The following is a 15,398-nucleotide window of genomic DNA, read 5'->3' on the forward strand; positions in this document are numbered from 1 at the left end:
ATCCACTTGCCGTAGTAGCGCACGTCCTCGGCGAGGCCCTGGGCGCCCTTCCACTCGCGGGCGAGCAGCGACTTCTCACGACGTGATTCGGGATTCATCGGTGGCATCCCGGCGAACTTGGGGGGAATCTCGATCATGGCCTTGTTGATCAGCACGGCGACCGGGTTCAGATCACTCGCGTACGCCTCGAGTCCCAGCCGCTGTGCCTCGAGCGGCAGCGCGCCGCCGCCGGCGAACGGGTCGTGGAAGGCGGGCAGCTTGTGCCGGTCGAACAGCTCCTTCGCCCGCGGATGGTCCGCGTTCTCGGCGCACGCCCGCCGCCAGCTCTGCCAGATCTCGTCCCGCGCCTGCTGGAGCACCTTCTCGTTGGTGGTGTTCTCCCACAGCACGAGGTTCTCGATGATGCGGAACAGCCGCTGCCGCTCCTTTTCCTGCTTCTTCTCGGTCGGAAACAGATCCGGGCAGCTCGACGGGTCATCCACCATCTGCGCGAAGATCACCGCCCGCGCCGCCGCCAACGGCCGCCTCGCCCACCACAGGTGCAAGGTGGAGGGGTGCCCATGCCGGATGGATTTCTCCCGCGCCGAGGCCTTGTTGATCGCCTCCAGCGGCAACGCGACCTCGATGAGCTTCTTCTTGGTCATGGGGTTTCTTGTCCAGCCACTACCTGGAAATGTCGTAGAATTTGTTGGACGGAGGTGTAGGGGTTGTAATCGTTGTTCCCGGCACGGGCTTCAAGCCATGCGGCATTTTCGATGGCAGTGTCTATGTGCGCAATGAGCTGCCTAGCGATTACGTTATCGGCCTTTTCGTAGCCCGGCATGTGGTTGCGCACACGGTCTATCACATTCGCACAACAGTCGAATGGGGCATCAGTCCTTTCAAAATGCAGCAGCACCCATACCTCGAAACACGGGATGGAAATAGCTTCTTCGATGGGCAGTGGTTTCTTTTTTCGATTGGCCATAGTCCTGATTTTCTGGCGCGCCTCATCAAAACTTGAGTGACTATTGCGGTCGAAGACACAATAAATCTTGTCATAGCTACCCGGTTCTCCACTTTTTTCCTTCGCACATTCGACCACACTGATGGGCGCGGAGCCTTTCGTGTTCTCGGCAAGGATGATCTCTGCCGTCGTCAGCCCATAATGGATTCGCGCTGCGCTGAGATATTCTTGCTCGGTCTCGCCCTCGCACACGATGAGAGTGATGGATCGGGGAGATTTTTTCCCAGCCCGGCGCTGGAACGATCCATGGCTTCGCAGCTTCGAAATCCGGACCATTCATCAGACCCCGAGGTTGCCGATGAACGGAATGGCGCCATAACGCCCCTTGAGATAACCGCGTTCCAATGCTTCATCCTTCCTCGGGGAATATTCGAGCAATGAGTAGAAACGGGACGAACGCTGCTCGTCCTTTTCAACGAACCATATCTGGTCGCGCCGGAGCAGGTCGGTGTCCAGGAGAGTCGTGTCGTGAGTGGTAAAAATCAGCTGCGAGTTTTTATCGTTGCTGCGGCTGTGGAAGAGCCCAACGAGGAACCGCGTCATATGCGGATGCAGACTACGGTCCAACTCATCGACGAACAGGGTAGCCCCCCATTCCAATGCACGTAACCACCCGCCCGTGAACTCGAATAATTTTTTGGTACCATCGGACTCATCATTGATATCGAGCGGCACTTCCTCGCTTGAATCAGTTCGCTTATGCCATGCGAGGACACGAAAACGTTTCTGCACTGGCGGCGGAGCGCCGGGTGGGACGCTGACTTCAAAGTGAACCCGTATTTCACCGGGAGACAGAATGCCGGTGGGGCCTGATGGGGGCAGTTCCTCTTCCAGCAGTTCCAGCCGATCGATGCCGATATCCGCCGCACGCATGAATCGCATGATTTGTTCTTTTCCGCTGTCCTCGCGCAGGAGATTGAGGCTCAGGAATGGGTTCAGGTCTATGCCGGTGCCGGGTATCAGTACAATAAGCTTCTGCGTCAACCAAGCGAATACTGGTTTAAGCTGCTCGTTGTTGAGCTGGATTGCGGTCGAGATGAAAAGCGCATTGGCGCGCGTGAAGTCCTGCCAGACTTTACGCTCCGCACGCTCCGCCCTGAAATTCGGACCGAACCACCAATCGTAGGTATTGGTCTTGGGAACAAACTCACGCTCATACCACCGCTGAGAGCGGCCGCGTGGATAGGCAACGAGCCATTCCTTATGAACGCGCGCGGCGCTCACCACACAGCAATAGTGATATCGAACACCGTCGTCGGCGATGAAAATAATCTCGAACTCCGACGGTTGCTCGGCAGACGTCTTTGAGAACAGATACGGCGTGACCGGCAGGCGCTGGCCTTCCTGAGTCCCGGTGGCCGAACTCTGAACCAGTGCCCTCAGAGTTTCCAAGGCGCGCAGGAGATTGCTCTTGCCCGCCGCGTTTGGCCCGTAGATGACCGCCGAGCGGAGCAAGCGCGGCTCATCGCCCTTACCGGAAATGACATTCTGTTGGAGATGCTTTGCATCCGGGCCGGCAACCATGCTGAGGGTCTGTCGCGACCGAATAGAGCGAAAATTGGAGGCACTGAATTCAATAAACATGGCAGTAGTTTCCACCTATTATTAATCTCATATCAATATTTGCGTATAATCTGCAAATAGTCAAGACTAATTTAATACCAATTAGCATTAGGCGGCGAAATACGCAAGTTGCGCTCAAATTCGTGATAGTGGGTATCTTTCTGGCCTTGTTTCTATACCGTCATCGCGGCGCTTCCCCGCGGGCCAGTAGTTCCGCAAAGTTGTAGTTCACGCTGGTGACGCCAAAGTCGGGTTCGCGATTGATCGCCTCCAGCGGCAACGCCACCTCGATGAGTTTTTTGCGAGCCATCACATCTCCTCCAGGAGCCAGCGGGCGGCGGGCGCCCAAGTGAGCCCATCGGGCATGGGCCGGCTCGGCGGGACCGTGTCGAGCGTCACAAGGAAGGGACGGGCGTCGTGATGCGCCGCCGCCGCGGCCAGCGCCCGCAGCTCGCGCTCCCAGGTCTCGTCGCCTTCGCTCTCCAGACACGCCTGGATCAAGAGCGGCGGGTCCCCGGCGCGATGCGCGAGGAAGTCCACCTCATAGCCCTCGGGCGAGCGCACGTAAGCGACCTCGAAACCGCGGCGCTCCAGCTCGATCAGGATCGCGGTTTCCAGTGCCCGGCCGTGGTGCGTCCGGCCGCTGCGCTCGAAGAGCGCGATCAGCCCAGAGTCCACGGGATAGGCCTTGCGCGGGTTCACCATTCGCTGGCGCTCCGAGGCGCTGTGCATCGCCACCGTGCGCACGAGGAACGCATCCTCTAGGTGGGCCAGGTAGTCGTGCAAGGTATCCTTACCCACCGACACACCCTGCGAGCGCAGGGTGTCGTAGTGCTTCTTGACCGAGAACGACCCGCCGGGGTTGGCCAGGAGCTGCCGCTCGATCCAGCGCAGCGCCAGCGGATTGCTAACCGCGTAACGCTCGATCACGTCGCGCAGCACCACCACGTCCACGTACCCACCCAGCAGGGCCGCGCGATCGCGGGACGTGGCCCCCTGCGCTTCTGGAAAGCCTCCCTCGGCGAGGTAGCGTCGAAGCTGCTGATCCAGCGCCGCGCGGTCGGCCTGGCGCAGGCGCAGGACGGGCTTTTGCGGCTCGGCCCCGGCATGACGCAGCGCCTCGCGGAAGCTGAACGGGTGGACGAGCACCTCCATCGCCCGGCCCCGCAGGCTCGTCGCCACTTCCCGGGAAAGGAGCTTGGCCGAGGAGCCCGAGACGAATATCTCGATGCCACCCCGGTCCATCTGGCGGCGGACGAGTCCCTCCCAGCCCGTGACCGTCTGCACCTCGTCCAGGTAGAGCGTCATCCCACCCGCTTCGCGCAGCCCCGGGAACTGGCGCGCGTGCTCGTCGAGCAGCCAGCCGAGGTCGGCAACCGAAAGGCCGGTCAGCCGTTCGTCCTCCAACGAGACGAGGAGCTGCGCCTCGCGGGGACGGCCGGCGGCGAGGCGGTCGGCCCGGCACTGAGCCAGGAATGAGGTCTTGCCACCCCGGCGCACGCCGATCACCGCAAACGCCTTGCCGGGGATGCCGGGCAGAACCACGTCGCGCCGCGTCAGGACGGGCGGGTCTGCCGCCAGCGATTCGGCGAGCTTCAGGCGCAAGAGGTCGTGGGATATTGTCATTGTCATAAGGACACTCTACGCTACATCGGTCCTGTCTGGAAGGACAATTCTGTCGCAGGAGCGGCTGGCTTCCGGCACGAGCGCTTACGCGGTGCCTCGTTGATGGCCTCCGCACGCCGAGAAGTCATCGCGGCCCCTCCGCCCGCGCCAGCAGCTCGGCGAAGTCATAGTTGACGCTGGTGACGCCGAAATCCGGTTCGCGGTGGAAGGGGCGGCGGACGTAGTGAACGCGGTGCGTGTCGCCTGCCTGCCCCGTGCCCGGTGCGACAGACAATCCGTCAAACTCGACGATGGCAAGAATGAAATCGTCGGGCTTGTTCAGTGAATACAGAATCTCGTTCTTCGTGACGGTGATGGTCGGCGCGCCGGAGACCCGACCCTTGACTTCGAGGAAGCGCAGTTTGCCGGTACCGGGTATGCGGCTCTCGATGTCGTAGCCAAGCTTCTCGGTCTCGCGGTCGGTCGGGACAAAGCCAAGATCGCGTTCGGTTTGCATGACGATGGCGCGGGCCTTGGCAGCGGAGACCTGCGTATCTTCAACATGGGTCGGGACGGCGGCCTTCGACGTTCCTGTCATGGCGGCGAGCAAGCCGGCGGGAACAACGAGAAGCCCGCCCATGACGACCGGCGGAAGGGGCGCAATCTGCTTTTCGAGTTTCAGTTCCTCGAAACGCTTCTGAAGCCTCCCCTGTAAGGCATCGGCCCGCTTGCGGGCCTCGTCGGAGTTCAGGCGGGCATTGGTCCTGCCGGCCTGCTCCTGAAGTTTGAGTTGCTCGGCACGGTGATCCCAATAGCTGATTTCCTTCGTAAGCCGGTCCTGAACGGCGGCTTCAGTCTTGGCTATCAGGTCAAGGCGGCGGGACCGGACTTCCGCCAGGTGCTCCGGAACAACCTGGGCAACGGCGTATCCTTGGGCCTTCTGCTCCAGTTCGAAGTTGATCCACGCGCACTCGGGACGGGCAAGGATGGTATCCACACCCGGTTCGTCTTCGGTCATGGGCCGGTAGTCCAGGTAGGGCGCGTAGTGCATGTGGCGCGTGTTGCCGTCGGCATCGAGTTCGACGTAGAGCATGCGCTTGGACGCGATACGCCGGTCACCGGCGCGCGTGAGGCCGGCGTCGGCAATGGCGTGCTCCAGGTAGAACAACACGCGAGGTCTCGCGCCGATGTCCCGTTCGTCCACCAGGACTGCGCCCCGGCGCAGCAGGTCGCGGTGACGCTCCAGGATGAGGTCAATCGTGGCGTCCAATAGGGGGTGACCCGGACAGAGAAAGGCGGCGAGCGGCTGGCCCTGCGGAGCGACAAGGTTCTTCTCAAAAGCAATCCGCTCGTAGCGCGGCAGGACGGGCTCGCCGACACCGATCAGCCGATCCCGATTGCGCACAGGCGCGGGAACGTGGGTGATCTCGTAGCGGCGGGATTCGCGTTGTTTGACGGACCCGCCAAGCCGCCGAAAGGCTTCGAGGAAGAAGGACTCAATGTAGTGCGGCTGTAGCCGACGGGCCTCGGCCCGTTCCATTTCCTCGCGTACGCGGAAGACGCGCGACGCGTCCATGCTGTCATGCGCGAGCGCCCGTTCTTCCAGCAGGTCCTGCAACTGGGCCTTGTCGAAGGCATTGGCTACGACCTGCGTCAAGCGCGCGCGGACTTCGGGCCGTTCGCCGTAACGGATGGCCTCGATCAGCAGGTCGCGCAAGGGTTTGCCTTCGAACTGGAGTTTGCCCAGCACGTCGAAGACCTGGCCGCCGAGCGCCTGGCGAGCCTGTTCCAGTTTGTCCAGCAAGGTACGATAGACATCGCCTTCGCGGGTCTCCTCAGCCACGAGATTCCAGAGGTGGCAGACTTCGGTTTGCCCGATACGATGAATGCGGCCGAACCGTTGCTCGATCCGGTTCGGATTCCAAGGCAGGTCGTAGTTGACCATCAGGTGAGCCCGTTGGAGATTGATCCCCTCGCCCGCGGCGTCCGTGGCAAGGAGAACCTGCACGTCGGGATCGTGCTTGAACATTTCCTGGGCCTTCATTCGGTCCTCACGGCCCATCGCGCCGTGAATCGTCACAATCGCTTCGCGGCGTCCAAGCAATGTCGAGACGCGGTCCTCCAGGTATGTGAGTGTGTCGCGGTGCTCCGTGAACAGGACAAGCTTCTGGTGCGGGGATGGGGTTGGCGGAGGAATCGGGCCGGAGCCGTAGGGGACCGGCGCTTCCGCAACTCGGCCGGTCGCCGGGCCGGTCGCGAAGACTGTGCCCAGCAGTTTCGACAGTTCGCACCATTTCCGGTCTTCGCCGCTGCGGCGGAGAGCGAGGGCCAGCCCCTCAAGCCGTTTCAGTGTACTGATCTCCGCCTTCAGTTCCGTAATCGTGCGGGCGGCGGTCGCCTGGTCAAGGATCTCTTCCTCGGCGGTCTCGACTTCGTTATCAGGGGCGTCTTCCAGATCCTCAACGTCCTCAGCATCGAGTTCCGGGGCTCCGACGGCAATGGGCGCTGCATCCTCGTTGCCCCGTTGGAGCAGTTCCATTTCCCGTAGTTTACTTTCCAACCGCTCACGCCGGCGGCGGAGGGATTGGCAAATGGCCTCTGGTGACGAAGCAAGGCGGCGTTGGAGGATCGTGAGGGCAAAACCGACCGTGCCGGCGCGCTTGTCGTTTTGCAACGCCTCGGCCCGGTTGAACTCCTCGCGCACGTAGTCGGTGACTTCCTTGTAGAGCCGCGCCTCGGCGTCGGAGAGCTTGTAGGGAACGGTGTACGCGATACGCTCGGGAAACAGCGGCGTCGCGTCGAACTTCAACAGTCCTTCCTTGACCATGCGGCGCATGAGGTCGGACACATCCGACACGTGGACGCCGTCCCGGAAACGTCCCTCGAACCGGTCGCCGTCGAGCAAGGCCATGAACAGTTGGAAGTCTTCTTCCTTCCCGTTGTGCGGTGTCGCCGTCATCAACAGGAAATGCCGAGTGAGCGTGGAGAGGAGTTGTCCGAGTTTGTAGCGCTTCGTGTATTTGACCTCGCCGCCGAACAGGCTGGCGGACATCTTATGCGCTTCGTCGCAGACAATCAGATCCCACCGGCAATCGGGGACCCTGAGCTTGTCCTGCACATCCTCGTTGCGAGAGAGTTTGTCCAGGCGCGCAATGACCAGGTTCGTTTCCAGGAACCAGTTGCCTGTTCGCGCGGCTTCCAGTTTGTCGTTCGTGAGGATTTCGAACGGCAGATGGAAGCGCCTGTAGAGTTCATCTTGCCACTGTTCGGCAAGACTGCCGGGACACACGACGAGGCAGCGGTGCAGGTCGCCGCGGGCAATGAGTTCCTTCATCAGCAAACCGGCCATGATCGTCTTGCCGGCGCCGGGATCGTCGGCAAGCAGGAAGCGCAACGGCTGGCGGGGCAGCATCACGTCATAGACCGCGGTGATCTGGTGCGGCAGGGGTTCCAGAACGGACGTATGCACGGCCAGGACGGGATCGAAAAGGTGAGCGAGCCGGATACGGTGCGCCTCGGAAACCAGTCGAAAGAGGTCGCCTTCCCCGTCGAAACTCCACGGGCGGCCCTGTTCGACAACCTCCAGCCTGGGTTCATCGTGCCGATACAGAAGTTCGTTCGCCACCTTGCCGGACGGCGTCTTGTAGGTCAGCTCCAGGGCTTCTGAACCGAACCACTGAACGCTCACAACCGTCGCGAGAGCATCCGGCAGGATGCCTCGCACAGCGGCGTTGGGTTTCAGCTCTTCAAGCCTGCTCATCCCATCCCGTTAAGCTTGTAACCGCAACGTCTGATCTTCTGCAACCGGCCACAGGTTCACCTTTTGTCTCTCCAATCTCGCTACAACAGAAGCACATCGAGGAGGGTGAAGCCGAATAGAGAGATGCTGAGCAGACCGTTAGTCGTGAAAAAGGCGGCGTCGAGTCGCTTCAGGCCATGACGGATAAGGAGAAGATGCTCATACACCAGGAGACCAGTAGCCAGGAGGACGCCGGTTAAGTAGAAAGAGCGCAGATCCAAGAGGAAAACCAGCAGCAACAGAAGCAGCAGGGTGACCGCGTGAAGGGCTCGAGAAATGGCCATCCCGGCTGGTACTCCAAACCGAGCCGGAATCGAATGGAGGCCGGTGACCAGGTCAAAGTCAATATCGGCCATGGCGTACAGGATATCGAACCCGGCTACCCAGAAGAGGACGGCGAGGCCGAGCACGACTGGTGCCGTCGCCATTTCTCCGGTCACTGCGATCCATGCGCCGAGAGGCGCTATAGCGAGTGCCAGCCCCAGGATCAGATGGGACAGAAAGGTAAAACGCTTGGCGTAGGAGTACAGGATCAGAACCGCCATGGCCAAGGGAGCCAACTGTAGGCAAAGAGGATTCAGTCGGGCGGCGGCAAACAGGAACAGTGCAAACGATCCAAGCGTGAGCAGAATTACCTCCCCGCGCCGGACCAGACCCTTCGGCAGGGCTCGCTCCTGCGTACGGGGATTTTGCGCATCAAACTCCTGATCGGCCAGGCGGTTCATCGCCATGGCTCCGCTCCTGGCGCCGACCATAGCCAGCATAATCCAGAAGAGTGTCGGCAGCGCCGGGATTCCTCGAGCTGCCAGGACCGCACCCATGAGGGCGAACGGAAGCGCGAAGACCGTATGAGAAAACTTCACCAGCTCAAGATACACGACTGTCTTACGAACGGCCGGCCCCAGCGGATTCATGCCGATTTCTTTCCCACATGAAGGGTGACAATCCCACCGGTCAGCGTGCGGAAGTGTACATCGCAGAAGCCCACCTCTTCCATCATCCTGGACAGCTCCTGTGGGGCTGGGAAGACCGATACAGAGGCTGGAAGGTATCTGTACGCCTGAGCGTCCCCTGAAATCAGACCGCCCAACCACGGGAGCCCCCAATGAAAATAGACACGATACAGCCACCCAAAGAGTGGCCCCCGGGGCATGGCAAACTCCAGAATGATCCCCACGCCCCCAGGACGCAGCACCCTGCACAGTTCCGTCAGCCCGCACTTGCGATCTACAACGTTGCGGATGCCGAAGGCAATGGTAACGGCATCAAAGGTATCAACGCCGAACGGCAGAGCCTCAGCAGAGCCGACCTGCACCCGGACACGATCGGTCAGGCCCTTGCGGGCTACCTTCTCCGCCGCGATACGAATCATCGGCAGACAAAAGTCCACCCCGATAATCGCCCTGGCTGAAGGAAACTGTCTGGCCAACTCGAGGGCCATGTCGGCAGTCCCGGTGCAGACATCCAGCGCCATCCCGCCCGAAGGGAGCTGCGCGTGAGCCACGGCCTCCCGGCGCCAATAGCGGTCCCGCGCGAGACTGAGAAGACGATTGAGGAGATCGTATCGAGGCGCGATGCCGCCAAACATCCGACGAATGGCGTCGCCATCTCTTGCCCCTTCATTCGCCCTCATATGGTCGATCCCTCCGCCACGAACCTGACAACCTTCGCCTCTTTCAACTCGGGCAGGGGGTTGAATGGATGTTGTCGGCGCGTCCGAAAATGAAAAACCCCCTGGTCTCTTTCCCCAGAGGGCCAATCAGTCTCCTCGACTGTCTTTTCTGCTTGTTGTATCGCCAGCCTTCTCAGCAACACGTTCAGTTCGGGGAGAGTTCCAACTGCCGCTCTCCACGTGATCCCGTAGACACAGGCGACAGCGTTTTCACCTGGTCCCCCTGATGGAAGGTCGTCGCTTCCTTGATCCCATTCAGATTCGCCACCTCCCACGCCAGTTGCTGATCGCCCAGCACATCCCTGGCCACGGTTGTGGGGGTATCTCCCTCTTTGGCGACATAGATCTTCACGCGTCGATGATCCTGCTTTGCCCCGTAGACCAGACCGTCGAGATGCGCTTTATACTCGTTCGCCTTCACCTCGAGACTGCCGCTACCCTGCCCGATGAGAATGGAGGCCATGGTCTCAGCCTTCACGACGCGATCGATGGTCTCCGGATGAGTCCCTTGAAAGCCGTGATACCCCAGCGCCTCCAGTCGTTCCTTCATCTTCATCGCATTGAGGAACGTCACCATTTCCGCAGGATCGTAACCGGCGCGGTAGGCTGTGCGGAGTCCGAGCTCGTCGGCCTCCAGCTCCGCCTCTCGGCCATACCCCAAGAGGATATGTTCGAAGATGGCTCCCGACACCCTCGCCCACTCCCCTGTGTTCTCACGGCCGCCAGGGCTGACGGCCATGAGACCCAGCGACAGGATCTGCGCGCCTAATGCTTTGGTAAGCTGTTTCGCCGCATGACGAGAGGTGGCGTGGCCGATCTCGTGGCCGAGGACCCCCGCGAGTTGCGCCTCGTTATTCAGCATCGCCAGCATTCCTCTGGTGATGTAGATGTAGCCGCCGGGCAAGGCCATCGCGTTCACTTCCGCTGTATCGATGATCTTGAAACTGTAATGGAAACTGGTTGGACCAATCCCGTCAAGCAACCGCTGGCCGACCGACTCCACATACGCTTGCAGTTGCTGATCGCGGTAACGACCAAAATGCTCAAGAATCTCCTGATCGGCCTTCTTCCCGATCTCGTTCTCCTCAGCTTCAGAGATGATGGTGAAACCGGAGGCGCGTGGAGGGGAAACGAATCCAAGCAACGATCCCACGACTAAGAGCAAGACAACGCGCCTATCGACCCGGCTACGGCTACCCATTACTGACAATCCTCACACCGAACGCCTATCGAAGTCTCAACTCCACTGCCTTCAGGTTCTGCCGGGCCTTTTCGGCCAATGGGCCCTTTGGCAGATACTGCAGATACGACTTGTACTCTTTCAGCGCCTTGCGGTACAGAAGCTTATCGTCAACGCTTAACTTGGCCTTCGTATGGTACGAAAGCCCGAGATAGTAGTGTGCCTCGGCAAAGTCGCCCCGAAGCTTGATCGCCTGCTCGTACTCGGCAATCGCCTGGTCGAGATCGGCAAACATGCGCTCATGGTAAGAGACCCCGAGTTCGTAATGCGCCTCTGCCGTCGTCGCCAGATTCGCGGCCGGCTTACGCTCGGCGTCCGGCGATTTGCCCTCACGCGCGAGACTTAACCCCGGCAGGGCAAGGACAACCAGCGCCGTAACGAGACCGTAAAAGCGCCGCCTCTTCCCACAATGCTTCGGGCTATAGGGAACCAATAGGACCATATGAAAAATACCATAGCGTACCGCAAGGAAGTGTTCAAGTCTTTTCCATCATGGCCTGTAGAGTTACCTACATGAATAACCCTCACTCCTGTGGTCGAAAAGAGGGAAGCGTCCGACGCTCCCACTCAACCGAAAAGAGGAGGATCGTCGTCCTGGTTGCCTGGTGAGCTTCTTGCTCATGAAATCGCCCGCCCCTTCAATCCTGTTTTACTCCGTCTACTTGCCCACCAGTTTCAGGAACTTATCTTCATTGAATGGTCATTCTCTGGGGGTATAGTAGTTCCTCGGAAAGAGGATGAACTTGAGCGTCAATTCCCGAGCGGGTTGGTGGATGAATCTCTCTTCAGAACGTTGGAGAGGACCACAGAAAAGCGGTTCCCGTCCGGGAACGGGGTATTTGTCGGTCAGCGGACAATCGAACCCAGTGGGCCTGAGACGAGCACAACAATGCTCCGGCCCTCAATAGTACAGACATTCGCGTCAAGCGCAATCTCGTTTCCGGGGTCTATGATGTCCTGAGGCGAGGGTAGAGCCGTATCGATCGTCTTAAACCATTGCCGACCAGGCACCGGTGGGATTTCAAATTCGAGGCGCTCCCAGTACATGTTCAGCATGACGTGAATGTCCGGTTCGTTATCGAATCCGCCCAGCGTTACGCCCAGCGCCCGAGCGTCCGGATCGGACCAGCCTGGCTGATTCAACTTGCAGCCATGCCAAGAAACATCCGGTAGCCCCCGCTCATTGACCGCTCCGCTGAAGAAGAATCGGCGGTGAAGGGTCGAATGGCTCTTCCGAAATTCGATCATCCGCTTCCAGAACCGGAATATCCCCTCCCGATGCTTCTGCGCGAGCATCCAGTCAAACCAACCGATCTCATTATCCTGGCAGTAGGCGTTATTGTTCCCCTTCTGCGTCCGGCGGACCTCATCCCCGGATAAGATCATCGGCACCCCTCGCGACAGCAGCAGGATCGTGGCGAAGTTCTTGATCTGGCGCTCCCGGAGCGCGTCAACGGCGGGATCTGCCGTGTCGCCCTCTACGCCATAGTTCCAGCTCAGATTGTCATTGATGCCGTCCCGGTTGCCCTCGCCGTTTCCCTCATTGTGCTTTGTGTTGTAGGAGACCAGGTCGTTCATGGTAAAGCCATCATGACAGGTGATGAAGTTGATGCTGTTGATCGGCAGTTCCCCGAGCGCCTGATAGAGGTCCGCGCTCCCGGCCAGCCGGGACGCCACAGCGCCGACAAGCCCGGGCTCCCCCTTGACAAATCGACGGATGTCGTCACGATACCGACCGTTCCACTCCGCCCAGCGATCGCCGGGAAAATGGCCGATCTGATACAGGCCAGCGGCATCCCACGCCTCGGCGATCACCTTCGTCTCCGCCAGCTCCTCATCCAGCTCGATCTGCCAGACGACCGGGGGATGCGGAAGGGGAGCACCATCCTCGCCCCGCGACAGAATCGAGCCCTCGTCAAACCGAAATCCATCGACGTGCGTCTCTCGAACCCAATACCGCAGACACTCCACGATGAGCTTTTGCGCAATCGGATGATTGCAGTTGAAGGTATTGCCGCAGCCTGAGTAATCAAGATAGAACTGTCTGTCCCACGGCACCAGGAAATAATAGACGCGGTTATCGATCCCCTTAAAAGAGAAGACGGGTCCCTGGTGATTGCCCTCATCGGTGTGATTGAAGACGACATCGAGAATCACCTCGATGCCGGCCCTGTGCAGCGCCTTCACTAGATCGCGAAACTCTCGTAGATGACAGCCGCCTTCCGGGGAGACGCAAAAGGCGGATTGCGGCGCGAAAAACCCCATGGTGCTATACCCCCAGAAGTTCCGGAGAGGCTGGCCATCCACTACCCGGAGGATGTCCGTTTCATCAAAGTCAAACACCGGCAGCAGTTCGACGGCGGTGACGCCCAACTCCTTGAGGTAGGGAATCTTCTCGATGATGCCTGAGAAGGTGCCGGGATACGTGACCCCGGAGGTAGGTGACTTGGTGAAGCCGCTTGCGTGCATCTCATAGATGATCGCGTCCTCCATGGGCCGGTTCAGCGGCCGATCCCCTTCCCAGTCATATTCCGACGTATCGATCACGACGGATCGCATAGAGGTTTTGAGGTTGTCGTCAGAGATGCAGGCATCTGCGCGCTTCCAGAGGCTGTTCGTGTTGCCTCTGGCGTACGGATCGATCAGCACCTTGTTCCGATTGAAACGATGCCCGGCCCCCGGATCGTAAGGGCCGTCTACTCGGTAGGCGTAGTGCGTGCCCGGTGTTAATCCACGGACGTAGACATGCCACAAATGGAAGGTTTTGTTCACGAAGGGATCGAGCGGGATAACCTGAAACGGTTCGGGCGCATCATGTCGCTCGAACAACAGCAGTTCGACGCCGGTCGCGTTCTCCGAAAACAGCGAGAAATTTACACCGTCTTGATCAGGGGTTGCCCCGAGCGGATGGGGCGATCCCTTCTCAACCTGGAGCGGATTCTTGGCAGCAACGACCGTCATCAAGCTTGCCTCCTTGAAATACAAATCAACCCTGCCCCACGATCATGGACGCTTCTATAAGGCCAGCCAGCGCCTCACCCGCCAACTCCCGACAAAATCTCATACCCACTCCCTTGACAAAGGAAACGATGGAGGCCGTCCCGTCACCGCAGTTGGGCATCGTGAAATACCTCTGGCGGTTTCCTGCCTTTCCCGGGTTTAGTAGTCCGCTATTCCTCTTTGGCGATGGCCCAGAAGGCCTGTTCGTATCAATCAACGGACTCCCGCAGGAACTCCAGCAAGGCCTTCGCATCGATCGGGCTGGTAATGACCCTGGTGTCCAGATAGATCGCTCAAAGCATGGCCAATGTCCCAATACATCGGGGGTCACTCGTAACCCACCCACTCCTTCGGGCTGCGTTACAGCAGGGGATCCAAACCACGACGCGTTTGCAAGAGACCGTGACGTAACAGCGATGCGGTGGCCGCTTCGGAATATCAACGAACATTGGGAGTGACTCGAAATAGAATTCCACGCCCACAAACGCACTCAGGGAAGCCGGTGAAACCTCCCTTAGGGCTGTAGGGAATTAGGCCCAACAGTGGCGAGTCAGTTCGCCACTGCCCCCAAATCGGCTTGTAGCTGATTAAAGTCGAACCCTGGCGCAAAATCGGATTTCTTCGCTTCCGGAGGAAGAATTGCGTACGCTTCGTCGACACATTCATCCCACCACGCCCAAGTCGCCTTCTGGGTATTCCCCCACGTGAGGACGGTCACGCCCGTCGAATCGTATGTGACGGCAAATACCGCGTGGCCATCCTGGGTCAGCGGGCCAGGCGTCCATGGCTGACGAGCATCAAACTCCTGAATGCAATTCTGTTGCACCTGAAATCCCAGGTAGACGCCTCCAAAAAGTTGAACTGCCTGTTGAACGTGGGTGTGATTCTTCACATCTATGCTGGCGTAGGCCAGGATCTTATCTCCAGACACGGCGTGACTGCGCCAGTAGTTCAGCACATCGAGCTCGTTCAGGCCGGAGTCTACTCCGCCCGTCAGATGCATGTACAACTTGACCACATCCTGCTTCGCCATGATCTTCTGCGTGCCGACCAAGCCGCGATAGGCCGTGACCGCGTGGGCTAGAGCCGCGATAGTGCAATCTCCCCAGTGATCGTTCCCATCCATAGGGAATAACTTTGTCGGGTCCGACACGTTCAGCTTCTGATAGATCCTGGGCAACACATCGTAGGAAGCGGGCGGCGCCGCAAGTGCAGACGTCAGATAGTTCTTCAAGCGTAAGGTGCGATAGTCCTGTTTCGGAGGGTGCTTTCCAAATCGATATGTTGACATAAATGTGATCTCCTTATGGTTGAAGTTATTTTCTTTGTTCGGCGCCTAACGGAGGGTGCAGCAGGCCATGTCGCTCACGAGGAGCCGCCTGCTCCAGAGAAGCAGCTCCACGGGAACCGGTGTTAGGTGTTGTTTCCACGGAACCAAGCGTCTTATCTTTCTACCTTACCCATGTCCACTCTTCAACCTTTTAATTTGTCCGCTCAATCGACGCAACTTCCT

At 59.4% G+C, this 15,398-nt stretch carries 11 protein-coding genes; all 11 read right to left on the minus strand.

Annotated elements, in window-relative coordinates:
* Positions 1 to 644: DUF1156 domain-containing protein (locus tag KGL31_10725; protein MDE2322368.1), on the minus strand; the 644-nt coding region annotated here is incomplete at its 3' end.
* Positions 641 to 1,282 (minus strand): RloB domain-containing protein, encoded by a 642-nt coding sequence (locus KGL31_10730; protein ID MDE2322369.1) that lies wholly within the window; start codon positions 1,280 to 1,282, stop codon positions 641 to 643. The genes KGL31_10730 and KGL31_10725, both read right to left, overlap by 4 nt.
* 3 nt (positions 1,283 to 1,285) lie before the next feature.
* Positions 1,286 to 2,605 carry an ATP-binding protein gene (locus KGL31_10735; protein ID MDE2322370.1) on the minus strand — a complete coding sequence of 440 codons (1,320 nt, stop codon included), beginning with the start codon at positions 2,603 to 2,605 and terminating at the stop codon, positions 1,286 to 1,288.
* Between the two features lie 273 nt (positions 2,606 to 2,878).
* Complete coding sequence (locus KGL31_10740) at positions 2,879 to 4,201, minus strand: ATP-binding protein (protein ID MDE2322371.1); 1,323 nt, start codon at positions 4,199 to 4,201, stop codon at positions 2,879 to 2,881.
* Positions 4,202 to 4,319: 118 nt separating this feature from the next.
* Positions 4,320 to 7,934 (minus strand): DUF3883 domain-containing protein, encoded by a 3,615-nt coding sequence (locus KGL31_10745; protein MDE2322372.1) that lies wholly within the window; start codon positions 7,932 to 7,934, stop codon positions 4,320 to 4,322.
* An 80-nt stretch (positions 7,935 to 8,014) separates the two neighbouring features.
* On the minus strand, positions 8,015 to 8,887 hold the full coding sequence (gene ubiA, locus KGL31_10750) for a putative 4-hydroxybenzoate polyprenyltransferase (protein MDE2322373.1): 873 nt from the start codon (positions 8,885 to 8,887) through the stop codon (positions 8,015 to 8,017).
* On the minus strand, positions 8,884 to 9,606 hold the full coding sequence (ubiE, locus tag KGL31_10755) for a bifunctional demethylmenaquinone methyltransferase/2-methoxy-6-polyprenyl-1,4-benzoquinol methylase UbiE (GenBank protein ID MDE2322374.1): 723 nt from the start codon (positions 9,604 to 9,606) through the stop codon (positions 8,884 to 8,886). Before ubiE ends, ubiA begins: the two co-directional genes overlap by 4 nt.
* Before the next feature lie 184 nt (positions 9,607 to 9,790).
* Positions 9,791 to 10,846: a M48 family metalloprotease gene (locus KGL31_10760; protein MDE2322375.1), complete on the minus strand. Its 1,056-nt coding sequence runs from the start codon at positions 10,844 to 10,846 to the stop codon at positions 9,791 to 9,793.
* A 25-nt stretch (positions 10,847 to 10,871) separates the two neighbouring features.
* Complete coding sequence (locus KGL31_10765; GenBank protein ID MDE2322376.1) at positions 10,872 to 11,327, minus strand: tetratricopeptide repeat protein; 456 nt, start codon at positions 11,325 to 11,327, stop codon at positions 10,872 to 10,874.
* A gap of 404 nt (positions 11,328 to 11,731) precedes the next feature.
* Positions 11,732 to 13,846 carry a glycogen debranching protein GlgX gene (gene glgX / locus KGL31_10770; protein ID MDE2322377.1) on the minus strand — a complete coding sequence of 705 codons (2,115 nt, stop codon included), beginning with the start codon at positions 13,844 to 13,846 and terminating at the stop codon, positions 11,732 to 11,734.
* A 589-nt stretch (positions 13,847 to 14,435) separates the two neighbouring features.
* Positions 14,436 to 15,176 carry a hypothetical protein gene (locus tag KGL31_10775; GenBank protein ID MDE2322378.1) on the minus strand — a complete coding sequence of 247 codons (741 nt, stop codon included), beginning with the start codon at positions 15,174 to 15,176 and terminating at the stop codon, positions 14,436 to 14,438.
* Positions 15,177 to 15,398: the final 222 nt, after the last annotated feature.

This window comes from Candidatus Methylomirabilota bacterium, from assembly GCA_028870115.1.
Taxonomy (GTDB): domain Bacteria; phylum Methylomirabilota; class Methylomirabilia; order Methylomirabilales; family Methylomirabilaceae; genus Methylomirabilis.

What these genes read in the sequence shown, in the direction of transcription:
- KGL31_10730 (MDE2322369.1), bottom strand. Translation starts at nt 1,282, where the DNA reads ATGGTCCGGATTTCGAAGCTGCGAAGCCATGGATCGTTCCAGCGCCGG.
- KGL31_10740 (MDE2322371.1), bottom strand. Translation starts at nt 4,201, where the DNA reads ATGACAATGACAATATCCCACGACCTCTTGCGCCTGAAGCTCGCCGAA.
- KGL31_10745 (MDE2322372.1), bottom strand. Translation starts at nt 7,934, where the DNA reads ATGAGCAGGCTTGAAGAGCTGAAACCCAACGCCGCTGTGCGAGGCATC.
- ubiA (MDE2322373.1), bottom strand. Translation starts at nt 8,887, where the DNA reads ATGAATCCGCTGGGGCCGGCCGTTCGTAAGACAGTCGTGTATCTTGAG.
- ubiE (MDE2322374.1), bottom strand. Translation starts at nt 9,606, where the DNA reads ATGAGGGCGAATGAAGGGGCAAGAGATGGCGACGCCATTCGTCGGATG.
- KGL31_10760 (MDE2322375.1), bottom strand. Translation starts at nt 10,846, where the DNA reads ATGGGTAGCCGTAGCCGGGTCGATAGGCGCGTTGTCTTGCTCTTAGTC.
- KGL31_10765 (MDE2322376.1), bottom strand. Translation starts at nt 11,327, where the DNA reads ATGGTCCTATTGGTTCCCTATAGCCCGAAGCATTGTGGGAAGAGGCGG.
- glgX (MDE2322377.1), bottom strand. Translation starts at nt 13,846, where the DNA reads ATGACGGTCGTTGCTGCCAAGAATCCGCTCCAGGTTGAGAAGGGATCG.
- KGL31_10775 (MDE2322378.1), bottom strand. Translation starts at nt 15,176, where the DNA reads ATGTCAACATATCGATTTGGAAAGCACCCTCCGAAACAGGACTATCGC.